This is a genomic window from Micromonospora coriariae (assembly GCF_900091455.1).
Lineage (GTDB): Bacteria > Actinomycetota > Actinomycetes > Mycobacteriales > Micromonosporaceae > Micromonospora > Micromonospora coriariae.
In genome coordinates, this window is the sequence record NZ_LT607412.1 from 3,630,950 (window position 1) to 3,653,230 (window position 22,281).

Below are 22,281 nucleotides of genomic sequence, written 5' to 3' on the forward strand. Positions count from 1 at the left end.
CGGCGGCAGCCGGGGTCAGTCCGGGGCGACCCGGGTGAGGTAGGTGTGGTGGGTGGTGAAGCCGAGCCGCTGGTAGAGCGCGACCGCCGCCGTGTTGTGCTGCTCCACCTGGAGGAAGGCGTGCGTCGCGCCGGCTCCGCCACCCCAGCCGGCCAGCGCGTCGATCACGCGGCGGGCCAGCCCCTGTCGCCGTGCGGCCGGCAGCACCTCGATGAGGCTGAGCCCGAGCCAGCGGCCCTGCCCGGTCACCGTGCCCCGGCCGATCGCCACAAGCGTGTCGTCCGCGTACGCATGGGCGAAGCGGACCTGGTCCACGGCGGTGAGCACGTGCCGGGCGGCGTCCGGCAGGCCACCCTTGCGCCCGGCGGCGATCGCCAGCCACGCCTCGCTCGGTGCCTCGGCCAGTTCGATCACCACGTCGGCGTGGTCGAGCGCCGCCTCGCCGGCAGCGCCGGGCTGTTCGTCGGCGCTACCGGCGCTAGCGGCGCTACCGGTCGACGATCTGGACCCGGGCGTCCGGCCAGCGTCCGACCGTGCCGACAGGGGGAGGCGCGCGGTCTGCACCAGCGTCGGCGGCCGGCTGCCCCAGCCGCGGGTGTCCAGCTCGGCGCCGACCGGCGCGGCGAGCGGTAGCGGCGTGTTGATCAGCGCCGTTTGGCAGTGCTCGGCGTACCAGCGCTCGACCGCGTCCACCGCCGCCGGCAGCGGCCGGTCCGGGTCGCCGATCGGCAGCGCCGAGTTGGCCCGCCCGGTCCAGCCGTCGGCGGCCCGCAGCAACCAGTCGCCGAGCCGGCCCCGCGTCGGTGCCGGCCAGGCCTCGTCGGCGGCCCGCTCGAGGGCCACCACCGCGGCGGCCGTCGGTCGGCGGGTCGGCGGCACCCGCTTGGCCCGGTGCACCTGCGCCACCGGGACCCGCAGCTGACCCTGCGCGGTGGCCAGCGTGAGATGAGTCTCGCTCAGCTCCACCAGCTCGCCCAGGGCGTCCGAGAAGAGCGGCCGGCCTTCGCGAATCCCCACAATCCGGCGGACCACGATCCGGTGTCCCACATCCTGCTGTCGGAGCACGATCGACCCCCTCCCCGGCGAGATACTAGGCTCTAACCGTCGCGGGAGATCGCGGCGTGTCTTGCGGAGGAGAAGACCGGTGACCTACATCATCGCCGAGCCGTGCGTGGATGTGCTCGACAAGGCATGTATCGAGGAGTGCCCGGTCGACTGCATTTACGAGGGCAACCGGATGCTCTACATCCACCCCGACGAGTGCGTCGACTGTGGTGCCTGTGAGCCCGTCTGCCCGGTGGAGGCGATCTTCTACGAGGACGACGTCCCGGAGCAGTGGAAGGACTACACCGGCGCCAACTACGAGTTCTTCGAGGACCTGGGCTCGCCCGGGGGCGCCTCGAAGATCGGCAAGGTGGAGAAGGACGCCACCTTCGTCGCCGCGCAGCCGCCGCGCGGCGAGGGCCACTGAACAGCCTCGCGCCGGTCTCGTCGCGGCTGCCCGAGTACACCTGGGACGCTCTGGCCGCAGCGGCCACCCTGGCCGCGGCGCACCCGGAGGGCCTGATCAACCTCTCCATGGGCACGCCTGTCGACCCGGTGCCCGAGGTGATCCGGCGGGCGCTGGCTGACGCGTCCGACGCTCCCGGCTACCCGTTGACCGCCGGCACCCCGGCGCTGCGGGACGCGATCGCGGCCTGGGTCGCGCGGGCCTGTGGCGCCGGGGTCGATGGTCTCGGCGTGCTGCCGACCATCGGCTCCAAGGAGCTGGTCGCCTGGCTGCCCACCCTGCTCGGGATCGGTCCGGGCGACGTGGTGGTGGTGCCGTCGGTCGCGTACCCCACGTACGAGGCCGGGGTCCGGCTGGCCGGGGCCACCGTGGTCCGCGCCGACTCGCTCACCGCGGTCGGGCCGACCTCCCGGGTCCGGCTGGTCTGGGTCAACTCGCCCGGCAATCCGACAGGTCGGGTGCTGCCCGCGGCGCACCTGCGCAAGGTGGTCGACTGGGCCCGGGAACGCGGCGCGGTGGTGGCCAGCGACGAGTGCTACCTGCCGCTCGGCTGGTCGGCCGAACCGGTCTCGGTGCTGTCTCCGCAGGTCTGCGGCGGCAGCTACGCCGGGGTGCTCGCCGTGCACTCGCTCTCCAAGCGGTCCAACCTCGCCGGCTACCGGGCCGGGTTCGTGGCCGGCGACCCGGCGCTCGTCGCCGAGCTGCTGAAGGTCCGTAAGCACGCCGGCATGATCGTGCCCGCTCCCGTCCAGGCGGCCATGGTGGCCGCCCTGCAGGACCAGCAGCACGCCGACGAGCAGCGGGAGCGCTACCGCGCCCGACGTGAGGTGCTGACCGCCGCGTTCACCGGCGCCGGCTTCACGGTCGAGCACTCGGAGGCCGGCCTCTACCTCTGGCTCACCCGTGGTGAGGACTGCTGGCAGACGGTCGACTGGCTGGCCCGGCGCGGCATCCTGGTCGCGGCCGGCGTCTTCTACGGCCCCACCGCCGGCCAGCACGTCCGGGTGGCGCTGACCGAGTCCGACGAGCACGTCGCCGCGGTCGCCGGCCGGCTGCGGGCCTGACCCCGGGGGCCCGGTAATGACCGGCGAGGCGACCGGGCGGTACGCCGGAGTGCGGGCGGCCGTGGTCGGCACCGGCCTGATCGGCGGCTCGGTGCTGCTGCGCCTGGCCGACGCCGGCCTGGACGTGGCCGGTTGGGATCCCGACCCGGCGACCCGCGAGCGGGTCCGGGCCGGGGGGATGATCGCGCCGGACACGATCGAGCAGGCCGTGGCCGGCCGGGACGTGGTCTTCCTCTGCGGCCCACTGCCCACCCTGCCCCGGACGTTGGCCCGGGTCTCCGCCGTGACCGCGCCGGGCTGTGTGCTCACCGATGTCGGCAGCACCAAGGCCGACGTCGCCGAGGCGGCCGACCGGCTCGGGCTCACCGACCGGTTCGTGCCCGGGCACCCCATGGCCGGCGCGGAGTCCGCCGGCCTGACCGCCGCCTCCACGACGCTGCTGGTCGGCGCCGCCTGGGTGCTCTGCCCGGCACCGGCCGCGGCGACGCACGCCTTCCGCTGGCTGACCGGGCTGCTGGTGGAGCTGTTCGGTGCCCGGGTGGTGCCGATGTCCGCGCCGGCGCACGACTCGGCGGCCGCGCTCGCCTCGCACGTGCCACACCTGCTGGCCGGGGCGTTGGCCGGCGCGGTGCAGCGGGCGCCGCTGCGCGACGCGGTGCTGGCGCTCGCCGCCGGCAGCTTCCGGGACGGCACCCGGGTCGCCGGCACCCCGGCGGAGCGGACCGCGAACATGCTGCTCGGCAACCGGGCCCGGGTGCTGCACGAGTTGGCCGAGGTGAGCGGATTCCTGGACGGGCTGGCGGCCGCGCTGCGGGCCGGTGACGCGGCGGCGCTCACCGCTCGGTACGCGGAGGCCGCCGCGGCCCGGTCAGCGCTGCTCGACCCCCGGTACGCCGGGCGGGACCGGGAGTTCCCGGCCGACGGTGACCATGCCGCGGAGGTGACCTGGCTGCGAGGGCTGGGTGAGGCGGGCGGGCACCTGACCGGGTGCCGGGTTGGGGCGACAACGGTCTCCTACACCGCGTGGCTTCCCGTCGCTGACTAGGCTCAGGCGTATGGCAGGCGATGGCCCGGTGGTGCAGGTGCGCGGCGAGGCGTACCGGGAGGTGCCGCCCGAGCTGGCCCGGTTCGCGGTCACCGCGACGGCCCGGGACCGGGACCGGGAGGCCGCACTGACCCGGCTCGCCGAGCGGGCCGCCGCCGTCCGGGTTCTGCTGGACGGCTCCGAGCCGGTCGTGGCCCGGCGGGAGACCGGCGACCTGCGGGTCCGGCCGGAGACCCGGCGTTCGGGCGAGCGGGTGGTGGCCTGGCACGGGAGTGTCACCACCACTGTCACCGTCACCGACTTCGCCGCCCTCGGTGAGCTGATGCTCCGGCTGGCCGACCAGGACCAGGTCGAGGTGGCCGGTCCCTGGTGGGAGCTGCGCCCGGACAGCCCCGCGCACCGCGAGGCGCGGCACGCCGCGATCAACGACGCGCTGCTGCGCGCCCGGGAGTACGCCGAGGCGCTGGGCGCCCGGATCACCGCACTGATCGAGCTGGCCGACGCCGGTCCGGGCGAGCGGCCGATGTTCGCCCGTGCGGCGTACGACGGGGGCGGTGGCGGGCCGGAGCTGGAGCTGGACCCGCAGCCACAGACCGTCCAGGCGGCCGTGCGGGCGCGGTTCACCATCAGCGACCCGGTTCTGGGCTGATGCCGCCGGCCCGGGTGCTCTCCGTCGACGAGCTGGTGGCGCGGGCGCGGGCGCTGGCTGAGGCCGGTCCGCGGCAACTGCTCGGCATCGCCGGGGCACCGGGCGCCGGGAAGTCCACGTTGGCCGAGCAGATCGTCGCCGGGGTCGGTCCGAGCGCCCGGCTGGTGCCGATGGACGGCTTCCACCTGGCGCAGTCGCAGCTGGTCCGGCTGGGCCGCGCCGATCGCAAGGGCGCGGTGGACACCTTCGACGCCAACGGGTACGTCTCGCTGCTGCGCCGGATGCACCGGCTGGAGCCGACCTCGGTCTACGCGCCGGAGTTCCGCCGGGACCTGGAGGAGCCGGTGGCCGGGGCGATCGAGGTGCCGCCATCGGTCCGGCTGGTGGTGACCGAGGGCAACTACCTGCTGCTGCCGGACTTCCCGTGGCAGGAGATCCGGTCGCTGTTGCACGAGGCGTGGTTCCTCGATCTGGACGCCGAGGTGCGGCAGCGGCGGCTGGTCGCCCGGCACGAGGCGTTCGGGCGGTCGCTGGAGCAGGCTCGGGCCTGGGCGCTGGGCAGCGACGAATCCAACGCTTCCCTGGTCACTGGCACCGCTGACCGCGCCGACCTGGTGGTCCGCCTGCCCGAGCCGCCTTCGCCCTGACCGGAGCGCCGTGTCGGGGCTGCGCCGCGCTGATCAGTCCAGCTGGCGGATCGGCCGGGCCGGGTTGCCGACCGCGACCACGTTGGCGGGCAGGTCCCGGGTCACCACCGCGCCGGCGCCGACGACGGTGTTCGCACCGATCGTCACCCCGGCCAGCACGATCGCGCCGCCGCCGAGCCAGACGTTGTCGCCGATGGTGATCGGCTTCGCCGCCTCCCACTTGTCGCGGCGCGGCCCGGGTTCCACCGGGTGCGTCGGAGTGAGCAGCTGCACGTTCGGTCCGACCTGGACGTCCGCGCCGATGGTGATCGGAGCGACGTCGAGGAAGACCGCGTGGTAGTTGACGAAGCTGCGTGGCCCGATCCGGACCTGCCAGCCGTAGTCACAGTAGAACGGTGGGCGGATCCAGGTGCCCTCGCCCAGCTCGCCGAGGAGCTCGCGCAGCGCCGCGAGGCGAGCCTCCTCGTTCGCGGCGGAGGTGCTGTTGAAGCGCTCCATCCGGCGGGCGGCCTGGTCTCGGTCCGCGATGATTTCGGGATCGTCGGCGAGGTAGGGCTCGCCGGCGAGCATCCGGTCCTTCATGGAGTTCACCCGGTCGATGATGCCGGTTCCGACCGGGTAAGGGTTGGTTGGTCCGTCATTTTTTCGACTTCCCCATGCATACGCGGTATGTAATTCTGACGGTGGTCAATGCGTCTCTATTCGTAACGACGCTCCACCGAGGAGGATCCGTTGCATCGAAGTAGCAGAATGGCCGCGGCAGCCGTAGTCGCTCTCATGCTGGGCAGTCCGGCGGTCGCCGTGGCAGCCCCGTCGACCACCACCGCCATGCCGGACGCCGTCGGGCGCACCTCGACCGACGCCGCGTCTCCGACCACCACCGTCACCCTGCTCAGCGGAGACCAGGTCACCGTCACCGCGTCCGGGTCCGCCGCCGTGCGTCCCGGCCCCGGCCGTGCCGACATCCGCTTCCTCACCACCCGCGACGACGGCCACCTCACAGTGCTGCCGCAGGATGCCCTGCCACTGGTCCGCGCCGGCCGGGTCGACCGGCGGCTGTTCGACGTGACCGGTCTGATCGCCGCCGGCTACGACGACGCCCGCCGCGACCACCTGCCGGTGCTGGTGACCGGCGACGCGGGCGCTCACCGGAGCGCCGTCGCTCCCGCCGGACTGACCGTCACCACACCACTGCCAGCGATCGGCGGCGTCGCCGCGAGGGCGGACAAGCAGCGCGCGGCGACGGTCTGGGCGTCGCTCACCGGGGCCGGTGCCCGGGTCGGCACGGCGGGGGGTGCCGACCGGATCTGGCTCGACGGCCGCCGGCAGATCACCCTGGACCACAGCGTGCCGCAGATCGGCGCGCCGGCCGCGCACCAGGCGGGCTTCACCGGCCAGGGCGTACGCGTCGCCGTGCTGGACACCGGTATCGACACCAGTCACCCCGACCTGATCGGCCGGGTCGCCGAGTCGCAGAACTTCACCGAGGCCTCCGGGGCCGGTGACACCGTCGGCCACGGCACCCATGTCGCCTCGATCATCGCCGGCAGCGGCGCCGCGTCCGGCGGCAGGTACCGGGGCGTGGCCCCGGACGCCACCCTGCTCAACGGCAAGGTCTGCGAGGAAGCGGGCTGCCCGGAGTCGGCGATCCTGGCCGGCATGCAGTGGGCCGCCGTCGACCAGCACGCCGACGTGATCAACATGAGCCTGGGTGGTCGCGACACGCCCGACGTCGACCCGCTGGAGGCGGCGGTCGAGTCGCTGACCGCGCAGACCGGCGCGCTCTTCGTGATCGCCGCCGGCAACGACGGCACCGACGCCTCGGTCGGTTCCCCGAGCACGGCGGACGCCGCCCTCGCGGTGGGCGCGGTGGACCGCGACGACGCGCTGGCCGACTTCTCCAGCCGAGGCCCCCGGGTGGGCGACGGCGGGCTGAAACCGGACCTGACGGCGCCCGGCGTGGAGATCGTCGCCGCCCGGGGCGACGGCACGCTGCTCGGCGAGCCGGTGGGGGACAAGTACGTCTCGCTCTCCGGCACCTCGATGGCCACGCCGCACGTCGTCGGGGCGGTGGCACTGCTCGCCCAGCAGCACACCGACTGGGCGGCAGCCCAGCTCAAGGCCACCCTGATGGCCTCGGCGAAGCCGCACCCGGCGCAGACGGCCTTCCAACAGGGCGCCGGCCGGGTCGACGTGGCCCGGGCGATCACCCAGCGGGTGGTCAGCAACCCGGTCAGCGTTTCCTTCGGCCAGCCCGCCTGGCCGCACAACGACGACACCCCGGTCAGCCGGCAGGTCGACTGGCGCAACGAGGGTCCGGACCCGCTCAACCTGGACCTGACCCTCGAGGTGACCGGCCCGGACGGCCAGCCCGCGCCCGCCGGCATGTTCGCCCTCGGCGCGAGCCAGGTCACCGTGCCGGCCGGCGGCACCGCCGGCACCACGGTCACCGTGGACACCCGGCTCGGAACGGACGGCTACTGGACCGGGCGCATCGTGGCCCGCTCCGGGACGGCGGTGGCGGTCACCCCGGTCGCGGTGAACCGCGAGGTGGAGAGCTACCAGCTCACCGTGCGGCACCTGGACGCCACCGGCGGGGCCGCCACCGACCACGCCACGGTGCTTATCGGTCTGGACACCTTCATCACCTACGACCTGTACGACCCGGACGGCACCGTCGACACCCGGGTGCCCAAGGGCCGCTACGGACTCGTCAGCCTCCTCTTCGCCGAGGACGGGCTCGCCCAGCTGGCCCGTCCGGAGCTGATCATCGACGGCGACACCACAGTCACCGTCGACGCCCGGCAGGCCCGGCCGGTGCGCACCGCCGTTCCGGAGCGCTCGGCCGCGCCGGCGCTGGTGGACATCGGAGCGAACTGGGTCAGCAGCGACGGCGGCTATTACGGGTTCGGCGTGATCTCGCCCGACTTCACCGGGCTGGCCACCGGACATCTCGGTCGCGCGGTCTCCGGTGAGCGGTTCTTCGCCACGGTGAGCAGCCAGTGGATCGAGCCGGAGGTCGCCAACACCCCCTACCTGTACGCGCTCAGCGAGAAGGTCCCCGGCCGGATGCCGACCGGCTTCGACAAGACCTACCGAAGCCGGGATCTGGCCAGCGTCACGCACCGGTTCCGGGGTGGCTATCCCGGCCTGGTCGCCGAGCGGCTGGTCTTCCCGCACCTCGACCCGGATCTGGGCGCCTGGGGGGTCGGCTTGACCACCGCGGTGCCCGGGCAGCGGGTCGAGCACTACAACACCCGCGGGCTGCGCTGGTCCTCCGAGCTGATGTTCGCGGTACCCACCGACGACGGGTGGCCGGAGCGGAAGATGTCGCTGAGCGCCGAACCACGGGCGTACCGGCCCGGGCGGCACACCCGGGAGAGCTGGAACAGCGCGCCGTACGGGCCGTCCTTCCCGGCGCCGCGCTGGCCCGGGCAGGGCGTCACCCGGCTCGGTGACGAGATCCAGGTGGACGTGCCGCTGCACAGCGATGCCGAGGGGCACGCCGGCATTTCGTACGGCGACACCGATCGGACCGCGCTCTACCGCGAGGGTGTGCTGGTGGGCGAGTCGCCGGAGCCCGGTTTCGGGCAGTTCACTGTGCCGCCCGGTGCCGCCGCCTACCGGCTGGAGGTTTCGGGGAAGCGGAGCTTCACGGATCTCAGCACCGAGGTCAGCACGGCGTGGACGTTCCGGTCCCGGCACGTGCCGGGCGATGACCACCGGGCGCTGCCGGTGTCCGCCATCCGGTTCACGCCACCGCTCGACAGCACCAATGCCGCCCGGGCCGGCCGGACCCTGGTCATCCCGGTGCAGGTGCAGCGGCAGCCCGGTGCCGCAGGGTCGCGGGTGACCAGGTTGACAGTGGACGTCTCGTACGACGGCGGCCGCAGTTGGCGACCCGCCCAGGTCCGGCACGGAGGGCACGGCTGGACGGCCACCGTCCGGCATCCCGCCGGGGCCGGCTACGCGTCCCTGCGGGCCACCGCCCGGGACTCCGCCGGCAACACCGTGACCGAACGGATCATCCAGGCGTACCGCCTGCGATGAGGCGTACCCCGTCCGGGTCCGCGGCCGAGCGCCGCGGACCCGGCGGGACCGTCAGTCGTTGGCGTGCAGGGCGGCGTTCAGCTCGATGCCCCGGCCGGTGCGCGGCCGGGCCTCCAGCGCGCCGGTCACCGAGTTGCGCCAGAACAGCAGGCCGTCGACACCGGACAGTTCGCGGGCCTTGACCACCCGGCCGTCCGGCAGACTGATCTTCGACGCTGCGGTGATGTAGCAGCCCGCCTCCACCACGCAGTCGTCGCCGAGCGAGATGCCGACGCCGGCGTTCGCGCCGATCAGGCTCCGCTCACCGATGCTCACCTTCTCCGTGCCGCCACCGGAGAGGGTGCCCATGATCGAAGCGCCGCCGCCGATGTCGGAGCCGTCGCCGATCAGCACGCCCTGCACGATCCGGCCCTCCACCATCGACGTGCCCACGGTGCCGGCGTTGAAGTTGACGAAGCCCTCGTGCATCACAGTGGTGCCGGCGGCCAGGTGGGCGCCGAGCCGGACCCGGTCCGCGTCGGCGATCCGCACGCCGGAGGGGACCACGTAGTCGGTCATCCGGGGGAACTTGTCCACCCCGTACACCGCCAGGTGGCGGCCGGCGGCCCGCTCAATCACCCGCAGCTCGTCCACCCGCTCCGGCGGGCACGGCCCGGCGGAGGTCCACGCCACGTTGGCCAGCTTGCCGAAGATGCCGTCCAGGTTGAGCTGGTTGGGCCGGACCAGGCGGTGCGAGAGCAGGTGCAGCCGGAGGTACGCGTCCGGGGCGTCCTTGATCGGGTCGTCCAGCGAGCCGATCACGGTGACCACCTGGACGGTACGCAGACCCGGCAGCGGCCGGTCGCCGACCGCGGCCGGCGGCAGGTCGAGCACGTCCGTCTCGTCCTCACCGGCGACCAGCGGCAGCTCACCCAGGCCCAGCTTGCCGGTCGGGTACCAGGTGTCGAGCACCTGTTCGTCGGCCGTGACGGTGGCCAGGCCGATGCCCCAGGCGGAATCTGCGGACGTCACTGTTGCACCTCTCGGTCGCGGCCGGACCGGCCTCTGTTCACGACGGCGGGGCTCGCAAGCTCACTCTTCGCGCTGACAAACCTGAAGGTACCGTGCGAACCATGGAGAACCCGCTGACCCCCGAGGTCCTCGCCGATCCGGTGGCGCTGACCCGCGCCCTGGTCGACATCGAGTCCGTGTCCCTCAACGAGAAGGCCATCGCCGACTGCGTTGAAGAGGTGCTGCGGGGCGTACCGCACCTGACCACCCACCGGCACGGCAACACGGTGATGGCGCGCACCGACCTGGGTCGCTCGCAGCGCGTCGTACTGGCCGGGCACCTGGACACGGTGCCGCTGAACAACAACTTCCCGTCGAGCATGCGCGGCGACCTGATGTACGGCTGCGGCACGTCCGACATGAAGTCCGGAGTCGCGTACGCGCTGCACCTCGCGGTCACCCTGCCCGAGCCGCGCTACGACGTGACGTACTTCTTCTACGAGGCCGAGGAGATCGAGTCCCGGTACAACGGGCTGAACCTGGTCGCGCAGGCGTATCCGGAGTGGCTGGAGGCGGACTTCGCAGTCCTGCTGGAGCCGACGTACGGCCTCGTCGAGGCGGGCTGCCAGGGCACCATGCGAGCCATCGTGACCACCTCCGGTGAGCGGGCCCACGCGGCGCGCTCCTGGCACGGGGTGAATGCCATCCACGCCGCCGGTGAGGTGCTGCGGCGACTCCAGGCGTACGAGGGGCGCCGGGTCACCATCGAGGGGTGCGACTTCCGCGAGGGTCTGAACGCGGTCCGGATCACCGGCGGCGTCGCGGGAAACGTGATCCCCGACCACTGCGAGATCGAGGTCAACTACCGGTACGCACCGGATCGCGACCCGGTGGCGGCGGAGGCGCACCTGCGGGAGGTCTTCGCGGGCTTCGAGCTGACCGTGACCGACGCGGCGGCCGGCGCGGCCCCCGGCCTGGAGGCGGCCCCGGCGAAGGAGTTCCTGGCGGCGGTCGGTGCGGCGCCGATCGGCAAGCTGGGCTGGACGGACGTGGCCCGGTTCGCGGCCATGGGCATCCCCGCGCTCAATTTCGGCCCGGGCGACCCCAACCTGGCCCACCACAAGGACGAGCACGTCGAAATCAGCAAGATCCGCGACGGCGCCGCGACCCTGCACCGCTGGCTGGCCCCGGCCTGACCCGCCCGTCTACCCGGTGATCAAGAGGTTCGCGTCAGCCGGGCCCGTTGTCGGCGACGCGAACCTCTTGATCAGCTCCGGACGGGGAGAGGGAGTGGGGCTCGTCCTGTTGGCGGGTGCGGCGGCGCTCGGCCACCACGTCTCGGATCCGTCGCTGCATCTGGCGACGGATCCGGATCATCTCGCTGTTGCTGATCACGCTGTCTCCTCCCCCGAAGGCGCGCGCCGGGGCATACCCGGTATGTGAATAGTAAGACGTACGAGCGAGCCGAATAGTTGCCCAAGATCTCGAACTATTTCTCGGCGTCCGCGCCCCGCACACCCGACACGTGCCGCTCCACTACGGTTGCTCCCATGAGCCAGAGCAACGGGCGGGAGGCGGGCCGCGGTCCCGGACAGGAGCGGCACCGGGGCGCGGTGACGCTGCGCCGGGGGGCGATTCCGAGCAGCACCGCGGACCAGCGGCTGCTGGACTCGCGCGGGCGGGGCGACTGGAAGACCAGGGACGCCTGGCGGGCGCTGCGGATCCTGTCCGAGTTCGTCGAGGGCTTCGACACGCTCGCCGACCTGCCGCCGGCGGTCAGCGTCTTCGGCTCCGCGCGCAGCGGCCCGGACACCGCCGAGTGCCGTCTGGCCGAGCAGTTGGGCGGCGCGCTGGCCCGGGCCGGCTACGCGGTGATCACCGGTGGTGGGCCGGGGGTGATGGAGGCCGCCAACCGGGGGGCCAGTGAGGCCGGCGGGCTCTCCGTCGGGCTCGGCATCGAGCTTCCGTTCGAGCAGGGCATCAACGAATGGGTCGACCTGGCCATCGACTTCCGCTACTTCTTCGCCCGCAAGACCATGTTCGTCAAGTACGCGCAGGCGTTCGTGGTGCTGCCCGGCGGGTTCGGGACCATGGACGAGCTGTTCGAGGCGCTCACCCTCGTGCAGACCGGCAAGGTCACCCGGTTCCCGGTGGTGCTGATGGGGGTCGCCTACTGGCAGGGGCTGCTCGACTGGATGCGTGACTCGATGGCCGCCGACGGCAAGATCGGCCCGGTCGACCTGGACCTGATCTGCCTCACCGACGACGTCAACGCGGCGGTCCGGCACATCATCGAGGCCGAGGCGACGCTCTCCGCCGAGCAGGAGGCGGTCCGCGACGAGGCCGTCGCCCGTACCGCCGCCGACCAGCAGGCCGCCGCCGAGCAGTCGGCCGAGCAGCCACGGGAGAGCTGATGGCGGCGATCTGCGTCTTCTGCGCCTCCTCCCGTACCCTCGACCAGCGCTGGTTGGACCTGGCCGCCGAGACCGGCGCGGAGCTGGCCCGGCGCGGGCACACGCTCGTCAGCGGCGGCGGCTGCGTCGGCATGATGGGGGCGCTGGCGGACGGCGCCCGGGCCGCCGGAGGGCGCACCCTGGGCGTCATCCCGCAGGCGCTGGTGGACCTGGAGGTCGCCGACCTGGCCTCGGACGAGCTGCTGGTGACCGACTCGATGGCCACCCGCAAGAACGTGATGATCGACAAGTCGGACGCGTTCCTCACCCTGCCCGGCGGGCTGGGCACCCTGGACGAGCTGTTCGAGGTCTGGACCACCGCCACCCTCACCCTGCACACCAAGCCGATGGTGCTGATCGACACCGACGGCTTCTACCGGCCGCTGCTGGACTGGCTCGGCACCCTCGCCGACCAGCACTTCCTCAAACCAGCCGGTCTCAGCCTCCTGACCGTCGCCACCTCCATCCCCGACGCCCTCGACGCCCTCGAATCCCACCTGACCTGACCCCACCCCACCCACCCCGGCCCCCCACCGCCCCACCCCGTCGATCATGAAGTTGGCGGCGCTGCCGTCGGCGTGTCGCGCCGCTAACTTCATGATCGACGGAGTTGGTGGGGTGGGGTGAGGCCGGATGGGCCGGGCGGGGGTCAGTGGGGTGGGTGGGGTGTCGTATGGGCGTGATGGGATGAGCTGATGCAGGCGTACCGGTTGGTGCGACGGTCCGGGGGGCCGGCGCGGGGGGACGGGGGCGTGCCGATCGGCGGCACCGTGCCCGCCGGTAGCGGCGCGGCCCAGAGCGGCACCCTGCCCGCCGGTGGGGTTGCGCCGACCGCCGCGGTCGGGGCGGTCGGTCCCGACGGGCGCGAGCGGGCGGCCGGGTCCGGAACAGACGGGATCGGCCGGCGGGTCGATCCGGTGCAGGCGGAGGTGGTCGGGCACACCGACGGGCCGATGCTCGTGCTCGGCGGGCCGGGCACCGGCAAGACCAGCACCCTGGTCGAGGCGGTCGCCGCCCGGGTGACCGAGGGGGTCGATCCCGAACGGATCCTGGTGCTGACCTTCGGTCGCCGAGGCGCCACCGCGCTACGCCAGCGCATCGAGGCCCGGGTGGCGCAGGACGGCCACCGGGTGCTGCGTGAGCCCCTGGTGCGCACCTTCGCGGCGTACGCCTTCGGGCTGCTCCGCCGGGCCGCCGCCGAACGCGGCGAGCCGTCGCCCCGGCTGCTCACCGGCCCCGAGCAGGATCTGATCATCCGCGAGCTGCTGGACGTGGTGGGCGAGGAGCCCGAGGACGACCCGGTCGGGTGGCCGACGGATCTACGGCCGGCCCTACGGACCCGAGCCTTCGCCGGTCAGTTGCGCGACCTGCTCATGCGTGCCGCTGAGCGCGGCGTCGGCCCGGCCGACCTGGCCCGGCTCGGCGAGAAGCTCGGCCGCGCCGACTGGCCGGCCGCCGCGCGCTTCCTGCGGGAGTACGTCGCGGTGCTCGCGCTGCGCGACGTCAGCAACCGCGGCTCGATCGCGTACGACCCGGCCGAACTGGTCCGTGCGGCCACCGGGTTGCTGCGCGACGACGAGGAGCTGTTGGCCGCCGAGCGCCGCCGGCTCGCCCACGTGTACGTCGACGAGCTGGCCGACACCGACCCCGCCCAGCTCGACCTGCTGTCGGTGATCGCCGGTGGCGGCAAGACGCTTGTCGCGTTCGCCGACCCGGATTCCTCCACGTACGCCTTCCGTGGCGCCGACCCGGCCGGCGTGACGACCTTCCCGCACCGGTTCCGGACCGCCTCGGGGGCGCCGGCCGCGCAGGTGCTGCTGACCACGTCCTACCGGGCGGGGCCGGGCCTGCTCGCCGCGATCGCACGGCTGGGCCGCCGGCTGCGGGGTCCGGCGGCGCACCGCCGGCTGCACCCCCTGCCGGACGCCCCGACGGGCGTGGTCGAGGTGCACACGTTCCGCTCGGCGACCAGCGAGGCCGCCTGGCTGGCCCACGCGCTGCGCTCGGCGCACCTGCTCGACGGCATGCCCTGGTCGCGGATGGCGGTGCTGGTGCGGTCGACCGCGTTGCAGCTGCCCACGCTGCAACGGGCGCTGCACGCCGCCGGCGTACCCACAGTGGTGCACGGCGAGGACCTGCCGCTGCACCTGCAACCGGCGGTGGCCCCGCTGCTGCTCCTGCTGCGCTGCGCGCTGGAGCCGGACCGGCTGGACGAGGAGGCCGCGGTCGCGCTGCTGCACTCGCCGCTGGGCGGGGCGGACCCGCTGGCCGAGCGGCGGCTGCGGCAGGGCCTGCGTGCTCTGGCACTGGCCGGCGGAGACCGGCGCCCGTCCGGGGAGCTGATCGTCGAGGCGTTGCGCGACCCGGCCGAGCTGGCCGGCATCGAGCGACGGTGGGCGGAGCCGGCACAGGCGGTGGCCGGGCTGCTGGCCACCGCCCGGGCTTCCGCCGCCCGGCCGGGCGCGACGGCAGAGGACGTGCTCTGGGCCGTCTGGCACGCCAGCGGGCTTGCCGAACGCTGGGCCGGAGCGATCGGCCAGGGGCAACCGGCGGCCGGCGAGGGGGACCTGGCCCGGCGGCGGCGGGCTGAGGCCGCCGACCGGGATCTGGACGCCGTGCTGGTGCTCTTCGACGCGGCGGCCCGCTTCACCGACCGGCTTCCCGGTGCCCGCACCGAGGTCTTCCTCGACCATGTGCTCGGTCAGGACCTGCCGGCCGACACCATCGCCCCGACCGCCGACCGGGGTGCGGCTGTCCGGCTGCTCACCGCGCACGGCGCGAAGGGCCTGGAGTGGGACCTGGTCGCGGTGGCCGGGGTGCAGGAGGGCATCTGGCCGGACCTGCGCCTGCGCGGCAGCCTGCTCGGCTCGGAGCGACTGGTCGACGTGCTGGCCGGGCGGTCCGTCGGCGGCGCCACCGCGGCGAACGTGGTGGGTCAGACGTCGGCGTTGCTGGACGAGGAGCGCCGGCTCTTCCACGTCGCCGTCAGCCGGGCCCGGCACCGGCTGCTGGTCACCGCGGTGGCGTCGGCCGCGGTCGGCGGCGACGATCACGAGGAGCAGCCGAGCCGGTTCCTGCACGAGCTGGGGCCCACCCCGAGCGGGCCGCCCACCCCGCCGACCGGGCCAACCACTCCGCCCGGTCCCCGCACCGGGCCGACCAACGATCCCGCCGGCCATCCGCCGGACGCCGTGCACAGCGGCGACGGTGCGGCCGGCGCCGGCGTCACCGACGGCGCGACCGGAAACGGCGCCCCGCACGGCGTGTCCAGTGACCGAGACGTGACCGAGGACGGGGAGCCGGACCGGCCCGGCGCGCTGCCGGTCACCCGACCACCGCGGGCGCTGACGCTGCCGGCGCTGGTCGCCGAGCTGCGTACCGCGATCACCGACCCGGCCGCGCCGGCGTTCCGGCGGCGCGCCGCGGCGGCCGAGCTCGCCCGGCTCGCCGCCGCCGGTGTGCCCGGCGCGCATCCGGACGACTGGTGGGGTCTGCGTGCGCTCTCCGACGACCGGCCGCTGGTCGATGACGGTGAGCCGGTGCGGGTTACCCCGTCGGCGATGGAGAGCGCGTTGCGGTGCAGCCTGCGCTGGCTGCTGGAACGGCACGGCGGCAGCGGCCCGGCCAGCACCGCTCAGGGCGTGGGCAACCTGGTGCACGCCGCCTCGATGCTCGCCGAGGACGCCAGTGCCGACCGGGGCGCCCTGCTCGACTACGTGGCCGCCCGGTTCGACGCGATCGAGTTGGCCGCCCGGTGGATGGCCGGCCCGGAGCGGGAGCGCGCCGAGGCGATGGTCGACAAGCTGCTGCGCTGGCTGGCCACCAACCCGCGCCGGCTGCTCGCCATCGAGCACGAGTTCGCGGTCCGCCTGGACGACCCGCACCGGCCGGTCGACCTGGCCGGCCGGGTCGACCGGTTGGAGGTCGACGAGGACGGGCGACTGGTGGTGATCGACCTGAAGACCGGCAAGTCCACCGCCGTCACCGGCACCGACCTGGCCGAGCATCCGCAGCTCGGCGCGTACCAGGCGGCGGTGGAGGCGGGGGCGTTCGTCGAGTTCGGCGACGAGTCCGGGGGCGCCGCGCTTGTGCAGCTCGGCACCTCCGCCAAGGACGCCCGGGAGCAGAATCAACCGGCGGTCGGCGAGGGACCGGCGGCTGGCTGGGCGACAGCGCTGGTTCGGCGGACCGCCGATACGATGGCCGCTGCCACCTTCGCCGCGGTGGCGAACTCGAAGTGCCGGGTCTGCCCGGTGCGCACCAGCTGCCCGGTCTCCGGGCAGGGGCGCCAGGTCGTCGAGCCGCCGACCACCCGGAGCAGCCCCGAGGGCGAGGAGTGAGCGTAGCCCCGTGACCCAGCCCGCCCTGTTCGGCGCCGGTCCGGCGCCGGCACCCCGACTCGCCGACGCCGGCCCCCGGTACACCCCGGTGGAGCTGGCCAAGCTGCTGCGGCTGCCGGCGCCGACCCGGGAGCAGGCCGAGATCATCGCCGCCCCGGTGGAGCCGCTGCTGGTGGTCGCCGGGGCCGGGTCCGGCAAGACCGAGACGATGGCCGCGCGGGTGGTCTGGCTGGTGGCCAACTCGTACGTGCGGCCGGAGCAGATCCTCGGGCTGACCTTCACCCGTAAGGCGGCCGGCGAGCTGGCCCACCGGGTACGAACGCGGCTCGACCAGCTGATCCGCCGGCTCGGACGGCAGGGGCGGGACCCGCTGGACGATCCGCTCGCCGGCGAGCCGACCGTCTCCACGTACCACTCGTACGCCGGGCGGATCGTCACCGAGCACGGGTTGCGGGCCGGCTACGAGCCGTCCACCCGGCTGCTCACCGAGGCGTCCCGCTGGCAGTTGGTCGACCTGCTGGTGCGCAACTACGACGGCGACATGTCCGAGGTGGACCGGATGCCGAGCACCATCACCGACGCGGTGCTGGCCCTCGCCGGGGAGTTGGACGAACACCTGGTCGCTCCGGACGAGTTGGCCGCCTGGACCGGCCGGTTCTTCGCCGAGGTGCAGTCCCGGCCGGGTCGGGTCTACGCCGACGTGCGCAAGGCGCTCGCCCTCCAGCAGACCCGGCTGCGCCTGTTGCCGCTGGTGCGGGCGTACGCCCGGCGCAAGGAGGACTTCGAGGCGATGGACTTCGCCGACCAGCTCGCCCGGGCGGCCCGGGTGGCCCGGGACCATCCGGGGGTCGGTGAGATCGAGCGGGACCGCTACCGGGTGGTGTTGCTGGACGAGTACCAGGACACCAGCCACGCACAGGTGGTGCTGCTCAACGCGCTGTTCGGCGGAGGGCACCCGGTGACCGCGGTGGGTGACCCGTGCCAGTCGATCTACGGGTGGCGGGGGGCGAGCGCCGGCACCCTGGACCGGTTCCCCACCGAGTTCGCCCGGGCCGGCGGTCGGCCGGCCGAGGCGCTCGGGCTCACCACCAGCTGGCGCAACCGCCCGGAGATCCTCCGGGTGGCGAACGCGCTGTCCACCCCGTTGCGCGCGGCGGGCGCCCGGGTGCCGGAGCTGCGGTCCGCGCTGACCGTCCGGGACCCGATCCCGCACCGCAGCCCGGGTGGGGCGGCCGGTGGCACTGTGCACTGCGCGCTACTGCCGACGTACGCCGACGAGGCGAACTGGATCGCGGACAGCGTGCTCGCCGCCTGGCGCGGCGCGGCGCGGATGCCCGGCGCGGTGCCCGAGCACATCCCGGTGGCGCAGCGGCCGACCACGGCCGTGCTGGTCCGGGTCCGCAGCCAGATCCCGGCGATCGAGTCGGCGCTGCGCGAGCGCGGCCTTCCGGTCGAGGTGGTCGGGCTGGGCGGCCTGCTGGACACCCCCGAGGTACGCGATGTGGTCTGCACCCTGCGGGTGCTGGCCGACCCGACCGACGGGGCCGCGTTGCTGCGGCTGCTCACCGGCGCCCGCTGGCGGATCGGGCCGCGCGACCTGGTGGCACTGCACCGGCGGGCGCGGTCCATCGCCAACGCCCGTCGACAGGTTGCCGCCGACGACACCTCGGACATCAGCCCCGACCTGCTGGACGAGGCGACCCTGGTGGAGGCGCTGGCCGACCTCGGCCCGGCGCAGGCGTACTCGGCGGAGGGCTTCGCGCGGTTGCGCGCGTACGGCCGGGAGCTGGCGCTGTTGCGCTACCGGCTGGACCAGGCACTTCCGGACCTGATCGCGGACATCGAGCGGACCATCGGCCTGGACGTGGAGGTCGCCGTGCGGGCCGGCCGGGACGGCGCGGGCGACGCCGGCCTGGCCCGGGGTCACCTGGACGCCCTCGGCGACGTGGCGGCCCGGTTCAGCGGGGAGACGCCGGGCGCGACGCTCGCCGGTTTCCTGTCCTACCTGGCCGCCGCCGAGGATGAGGAGCGCGGTCTCGCCCCGGGCGAGGTCGAGGTGGTGGAGGGCGCGGTGCAGGTGGTGACCGCGCACGCCGCGAAGGGCCTGGAGTGGGACGTGGTGGCGGTGGCGGGGTTGAGCCGCGGGCTGTGGCCCGGGCCGGTGCGCAACTCCGACCACTGGCTGGGTGGGCTGGGCGTGCTGCCGTTCCCGCTCCGCGGTGACGCCGACGGGTTGCCCGAGCTGGCGCTCGACGAGGCGGCGGATCAGCGGGCCGTGGCACGGGCGGTGACCGATTTCATTGACGCCTGGCGCGCGCACGACGAGCGGGAGGAGCGGCGGCTGACGTACGTGGCCGTGACCCGGCCGCGCCGGCTGCTGCTCTGCTCCGGTTACTGGTGGGGGGAGGGGACCAAGCGTCCGCGCGGTCCGTCGGTCTTCCTGCGCGAGGTGTACGACGCCTGCCTGGACGGCGGCCCGGGGCACCTGGTCGACGCGTGGGCGCCGGAGCCGACCCCGGATGCGACGAACCCGACCGCCGAGGTGGTGCTCCGCGCGGAGTGGCCGGCAGACCCGCTGGGCGGCCGTCGGCCGGCACTGGCTGAGGCGGCCGCGCTGGTCCGCCGCCTGATGTCCGACGTCCCGGCGGACGTGGTGGTCGCCGGTGGGCCGGTCGAGCCGGAGGTCGACCCGGAGGTGGCGCGCTGGCGGCGCGAGGCGGACCTGCTGCTGGCCGAGCGGGCCGAGTTGACCCGGCTCTCCGGCGCGGTCGAGGTGGCCCTGCCCGGGCAGCTGAGCGTCACCCAGTTGGTCGCGTTGCGACGTGACCCGGCGGCGCTGGCCCGTACGCTGCGCCGCCCGGTGCCCACCGAGCCCAACCCGTACGCCCGCCGCGGAACCGCCTTCCACGCCTGGCTGGAACAGCGGTTCGGCGCCGACCGGCTGCTCGACGTGGACGAGCTGCCCGGCGCGGCGGACGCGGACGCCGCTCCGGACGAGGCGCTCGTCGAGCTTCAGGAGCGCTTCCTGGCCAGCGAGTGGGCCGACCGGGTGCCGGTGGAGGTGGAGGTGCCGTTCGCCACGGTGATCGCCGGGGTGGTGGTGCGGGGGCGGATGGACGCGGTCTTCGCTCGGCCGGGCGGCCGGTTCGACGTGGTGGACTGGAAGACCGGCGCGCAACCGACCGGCCCGGCTGCGGAGGTGGCCGCGGTGCAGTTGGCCGTCTACCGGCTGGCCTGGGCGGAGCTGGCCGGCGTGCCGGTCGACCGGGTGGGAGCGGCGTTCCACTACGTCCGGCACGGGGTGACGGTCCGCCCCGCCGACCTGCTGGACGTGACCGGGCTCACGGCCCTGATCGCCAAGCTGCCGGAAGATTCCGTCCAACATTGACCATGGCGGGAAAATCCGTGGTAGGTTGAACGGGTTGCAGTTTTGGTTACCAGAGACTCTGTGTGCGCCTGGCGGGATTGTGGCCCCAGGCGCTCTTTGTTGTGTCCGGAGTTCTCCGGGCGGGGCGACCAGAAGCGACAGGCGATTCGCGCATTCCCGCGCGGAGCGCTCCTCTTCGGGCTCGCAACAAGTGCGAGTCCGACGTTCCGTCAAGGAGACGAAACACATGGCTATTGGCACCGTGAAGTGGTTCAACGCTGACAAGGGCTTCGGCTTCATCACCCCGGACGGCGGCGGCGCTGACGTCTTCGCCCACTTCTCGGCGATCCAGTCCTCCGGCTACCGGAGCCTGGACGAGAACCAGCGGGTCGAGTTCGAGGTGACCCAGGGCCAGAAGGGCCCGCAGGCGGAGAACATCCGCCCGCTCTGATCTTCGGATCGGCCAGCATTACCTGTCGCGCCCTCCGGGCGTGGCGGTGACGGGACCGGCCCGCTCCGTCGTCGACCTGCGTACGCAGGCGGCGGCCCGGCGGCGGGCCGGCCCGTACCCCCTTCGGTTCGTGCTTGTGAGTCCTGGCGGCCTTTTCCGCTGGCGACAGCGCCGTCTTCGGCGCCCTCCCTCGACACGTGCCGCGTCGAGGAAGGCTTCTGCGTGACCTCTGTTATTCCTTCGTTCGCCCATACCGGTCTGGCGCCGGCGCTGCTCACCGCGCTGACCGCGCAGGGCATCACCGAGCCGTTCCCGATCCAGTCGGCCACGCTGCCCGACTCGCTCGCCGGCCGGGACGTTCTCGGCCGGGGTCGCACCGGCTCCGGTAAGACCCTCGCCTTCGGGCTTCCGCTGCTCTCCCGCACCGCCGGCCGCAAGGCCCGGCCGGGTCGCCCGCTGGCCCTGGTGCTGGTGCCGACCCGGGAGCTGGCCCAGCAGGTGACCACCGCGCTGTCCCCGTACGCCCGCGCCGTCGGGCTGCGCTGCGCCACAGTCGTCGGCGGGCTGTCGTTGCAGCGCCAGGCGGACGCCCTGCGTGCCGGCGCCGAGGTGGTCGTGGCCACCCCCGGTCGGCTGCACGACCTGATCAACCGCGGCGACGCCCGGCTCGACCAGGTCGAGATCACCGTGCTGGACGAGGCCGACCAGATGGCCGACATGGGCTTCCTGCCGCAGGTCACCAAGCTGCTGGAGCAGGTCGCGCCGCAGGGGCAGCGGATGCTCTTCTCCGCGACCCTGGACGGCGGCGTGGACCGGCTGGTCCGCCGCTTCCTGAGCAGCCCGGTGACCCACTCGGTCGACCCGGGCACCGCCACGGTCACCGCGATGACCCACCACGTGCTGCACGTCGACGCGGTGGACAAGCCCGACGCCCTGACCCGGATCGCCGCCCGCGAGGGCCGCACGATCCTGTTCATGGGTACGAAGCACCGCGCCGACCGGCTCGCCCGCCAGTTGCTCTCCAAGGGCGTACGCGCGGCCGCGCTGCACGGCGGCAAGTCCCAGCCGCAGCGCACCCGGATCCTGGAGCAGTTCCGCAACGGCCAGGTGACCGCCCTGGTCGCCACGGACGTGGCGGCCCGGGGTATCCACGTCGACGGCCTGGACATGGTGGTCAACGTGGACCCGCCGACCGAGGCGAAGGACTACCTGCACCGGGGCGGCCGGACCGCCCGGGCCGGTGAGTCCGGCTCCGTGGTCACCCTGGTCCTGCCCGAGCAGCGCCGGGACGTGTCCCGGCTGATGGCCACCGCGGGCATCCGGCCCGAGTCGGTCCAGGTCCGCCCGGGCGACGAGGCGCTGGCCCGGGTGACCGGTGCCCGCGAGCCCTCCGGCGTGCCGGTGACCATCGTCGCCCCGCCGGCAGCCGCCGGCCGGGGACGTACCGCCGGTGGATCCGGCGGCTCGGTCACCGACGGCGCCGCCCGGCCGGCGCACCGCGCGTCGGGCCGGTCCCGCCGCCCGCGCCGCCCCCGCATCGTCTGACCCGTATGCGCTGACCGACCCGCCCCGCCTCGGCTGGGCGGGTCGGTCTGTCTGCGGGGTGGCGAGGCACACGCGGGCCCTTCACGGGCGCCCTGGATCGACGTCCGGCAGATCCTCTGAGTCGGTAATCAGCCTCGGCTGGGTCGGCTGGCCGACTGTGTTCCGAGGGA

General features: G+C 74.1%; 17 protein-coding genes. 13 read left to right on the forward strand and 4 right to left on the reverse strand.

The window, feature by feature from the left end; translation table 11 throughout:
- Positions 1-15: 15 nt before the first annotated feature.
- Positions 16-1,065 carry a GNAT family N-acetyltransferase gene (locus tag GA0070607_RS17045; RefSeq protein WP_089019088.1) on the reverse strand — a complete coding sequence of 350 codons (1,050 nt, stop codon included), beginning with the start codon at positions 1,063-1,065 and terminating at the stop codon, positions 16-18.
- A 79-nt stretch (positions 1,066-1,144) separates the two neighbouring features.
- Between GA0070607_RS17045 and fdxA the strand changes: the two genes are divergently transcribed.
- The 5 genes from fdxA to GA0070607_RS17070 are packed head-to-tail and all read left to right on the forward strand — an operon-like array spanning position 1,145 to position 4,915.
- Positions 1,145-1,471 carry a ferredoxin gene (gene fdxA / locus GA0070607_RS17050; RefSeq protein WP_007464872.1) on the forward strand — a complete coding sequence of 109 codons (327 nt, stop codon included), beginning with the start codon at positions 1,145-1,147 and terminating at the stop codon, positions 1,469-1,471.
- A complete protein-coding gene (gene dapC / locus GA0070607_RS17055; RefSeq protein ID WP_269458435.1) occupies positions 1,468-2,574 on the forward strand; it encodes a succinyldiaminopimelate transaminase in 1,107 nt (368 codons plus the stop codon). Before fdxA ends, dapC begins: the two co-directional genes overlap by 4 nt.
- A gap of 16 nt (positions 2,575-2,590) precedes the next feature.
- A complete protein-coding gene (locus GA0070607_RS17060) occupies positions 2,591-3,619 on the forward strand; it encodes a prephenate dehydrogenase (RefSeq protein ID WP_089019090.1) in 1,029 nt (342 codons plus the stop codon).
- A gap of 10 nt (positions 3,620-3,629) precedes the next feature.
- A complete protein-coding gene (locus GA0070607_RS17065) occupies positions 3,630-4,268 on the forward strand; it encodes an SIMPL domain-containing protein (protein WP_089019091.1) in 639 nt (212 codons plus the stop codon).
- The gene (locus GA0070607_RS17070) at positions 4,268-4,915 is read left to right on the forward strand and encodes a nucleoside/nucleotide kinase family protein (RefSeq protein ID WP_089019092.1); all 648 of its coding nucleotides are present in this window, start codon (positions 4,268-4,270) and stop codon (positions 4,913-4,915) included. Before GA0070607_RS17065 ends, GA0070607_RS17070 begins: the two co-directional genes overlap by 1 nt.
- Positions 4,916-4,948: 33 nt before the next feature.
- On the opposite strand, the gene GA0070607_RS17075 is transcribed toward GA0070607_RS17070, so the two are convergent.
- Positions 4,949-5,506, reverse strand: coding sequence for a sugar O-acetyltransferase (locus tag GA0070607_RS17075; protein WP_089019093.1), 558 nt, complete (start codon positions 5,504-5,506; stop codon positions 4,949-4,951).
- A 186-nt stretch (positions 5,507-5,692) separates the two neighbouring features.
- Here GA0070607_RS17075 and GA0070607_RS17080 point away from each other — a divergent pair, with 186 nt between their 5' ends.
- On the forward strand, positions 5,693-8,965 hold the full coding sequence (locus GA0070607_RS17080) for a S8 family serine peptidase (RefSeq protein ID WP_231929964.1): 3,273 nt from the start codon (positions 5,693-5,695) through the stop codon (positions 8,963-8,965).
- A gap of 51 nt (positions 8,966-9,016) precedes the next feature.
- On the opposite strand, the gene dapD is transcribed toward GA0070607_RS17080, so the two are convergent.
- The gene (gene dapD / locus GA0070607_RS17085; RefSeq protein WP_089019095.1) at positions 9,017-9,976 is read right to left on the reverse strand and encodes a 2,3,4,5-tetrahydropyridine-2,6-dicarboxylate N-succinyltransferase; all 960 of its coding nucleotides are present in this window, start codon (positions 9,974-9,976) and stop codon (positions 9,017-9,019) included.
- Between the two features lie 101 nt (positions 9,977-10,077).
- Here dapD and dapE point away from each other — a divergent pair, with 101 nt between their 5' ends.
- Entirely contained in the window at positions 10,078-11,151 is a 1,074-nt protein-coding gene (gene dapE, locus GA0070607_RS17090) for a succinyl-diaminopimelate desuccinylase (RefSeq protein ID WP_089019096.1), read from the forward strand.
- 34 nt (positions 11,152-11,185) lie between these two features.
- On the opposite strand, the gene GA0070607_RS32380 is transcribed toward dapE, so the two are convergent.
- Positions 11,186-11,350, reverse strand: coding sequence for a hypothetical protein (locus GA0070607_RS32380; RefSeq protein WP_157743172.1), 165 nt, complete (start codon positions 11,348-11,350; stop codon positions 11,186-11,188).
- 155 nt (positions 11,351-11,505) lie between these two features.
- On the opposite strand from GA0070607_RS32380, the gene GA0070607_RS17095 reads away from it, so the two are divergent.
- The 6 genes from GA0070607_RS17095 (at position 11,506) to GA0070607_RS17120 (ending at position 22,111) form a co-directional block, all read left to right on the forward strand.
- The gene (locus GA0070607_RS17095) at positions 11,506-12,369 is read left to right on the forward strand and encodes an LOG family protein (protein WP_089019097.1); all 864 of its coding nucleotides are present in this window, start codon (positions 11,506-11,508) and stop codon (positions 12,367-12,369) included.
- The gene (locus GA0070607_RS17100; protein WP_089019098.1) at positions 12,369-12,914 is read left to right on the forward strand and encodes an LOG family protein; all 546 of its coding nucleotides are present in this window, start codon (positions 12,369-12,371) and stop codon (positions 12,912-12,914) included. The genes GA0070607_RS17095 and GA0070607_RS17100 overlap by 1 nt, the downstream gene beginning before the upstream one ends.
- A 189-nt stretch (positions 12,915-13,103) precedes the next feature.
- On the forward strand, positions 13,104-16,748 hold the full coding sequence (locus GA0070607_RS17105) for an ATP-dependent helicase (protein WP_089019099.1): 3,645 nt from the start codon (positions 13,104-13,106) through the stop codon (positions 16,746-16,748).
- Between the two features lie 10 nt (positions 16,749-16,758).
- Positions 16,759-20,136: an ATP-dependent helicase gene (locus GA0070607_RS17110; protein ID WP_089019100.1), complete on the forward strand. Its 3,378-nt coding sequence runs from the start codon at positions 16,759-16,761 to the stop codon at positions 20,134-20,136.
- A gap of 226 nt (positions 20,137-20,362) precedes the next feature.
- Entirely contained in the window at positions 20,363-20,566 is a 204-nt protein-coding gene (gene cspE / locus GA0070607_RS17115; RefSeq protein WP_007464836.1) for a transcription antiterminator/RNA stability regulator CspE, read from the forward strand.
- Between the two features lie 222 nt (positions 20,567-20,788).
- Positions 20,789-22,111: a DEAD/DEAH box helicase gene (locus tag GA0070607_RS17120; protein WP_089019101.1), complete on the forward strand. Its 1,323-nt coding sequence runs from the start codon at positions 20,789-20,791 to the stop codon at positions 22,109-22,111.
- Positions 22,112-22,281 lie beyond the last annotated feature (170 nt).

Bases quoted from the DNA above. Each gene is read 5' to 3' on its own strand.
- GA0070607_RS17060 (WP_089019090.1), top strand. From the start codon at position 2,591: ATGACCGGCGAGGCGACCGGGCGGTACGCCGGAGTGCGGGCGGCCGTG.
- GA0070607_RS17065 (WP_089019091.1), top strand. From the start codon at position 3,630: ATGGCAGGCGATGGCCCGGTGGTGCAGGTGCGCGGCGAGGCGTACCGG.
- GA0070607_RS17070 (WP_089019092.1), top strand. From the start codon at position 4,268: ATGCCGCCGGCCCGGGTGCTCTCCGTCGACGAGCTGGTGGCGCGGGCG.
- GA0070607_RS17080 (WP_231929964.1), top strand. From the start codon at position 5,693: ATGCTGGGCAGTCCGGCGGTCGCCGTGGCAGCCCCGTCGACCACCACC.
- dapE (WP_089019096.1), top strand. From the start codon at position 10,078: ATGGAGAACCCGCTGACCCCCGAGGTCCTCGCCGATCCGGTGGCGCTG.
- GA0070607_RS17095 (WP_089019097.1), top strand. From the start codon at position 11,506: ATGAGCCAGAGCAACGGGCGGGAGGCGGGCCGCGGTCCCGGACAGGAG.
- GA0070607_RS17100 (WP_089019098.1), top strand. From the start codon at position 12,369: ATGGCGGCGATCTGCGTCTTCTGCGCCTCCTCCCGTACCCTCGACCAG.
- GA0070607_RS17105 (WP_089019099.1), top strand. From the start codon at position 13,104: ATGCAGGCGTACCGGTTGGTGCGACGGTCCGGGGGGCCGGCGCGGGGG.
- cspE (WP_007464836.1), top strand. From the start codon at position 20,363: ATGGCTATTGGCACCGTGAAGTGGTTCAACGCTGACAAGGGCTTCGGC.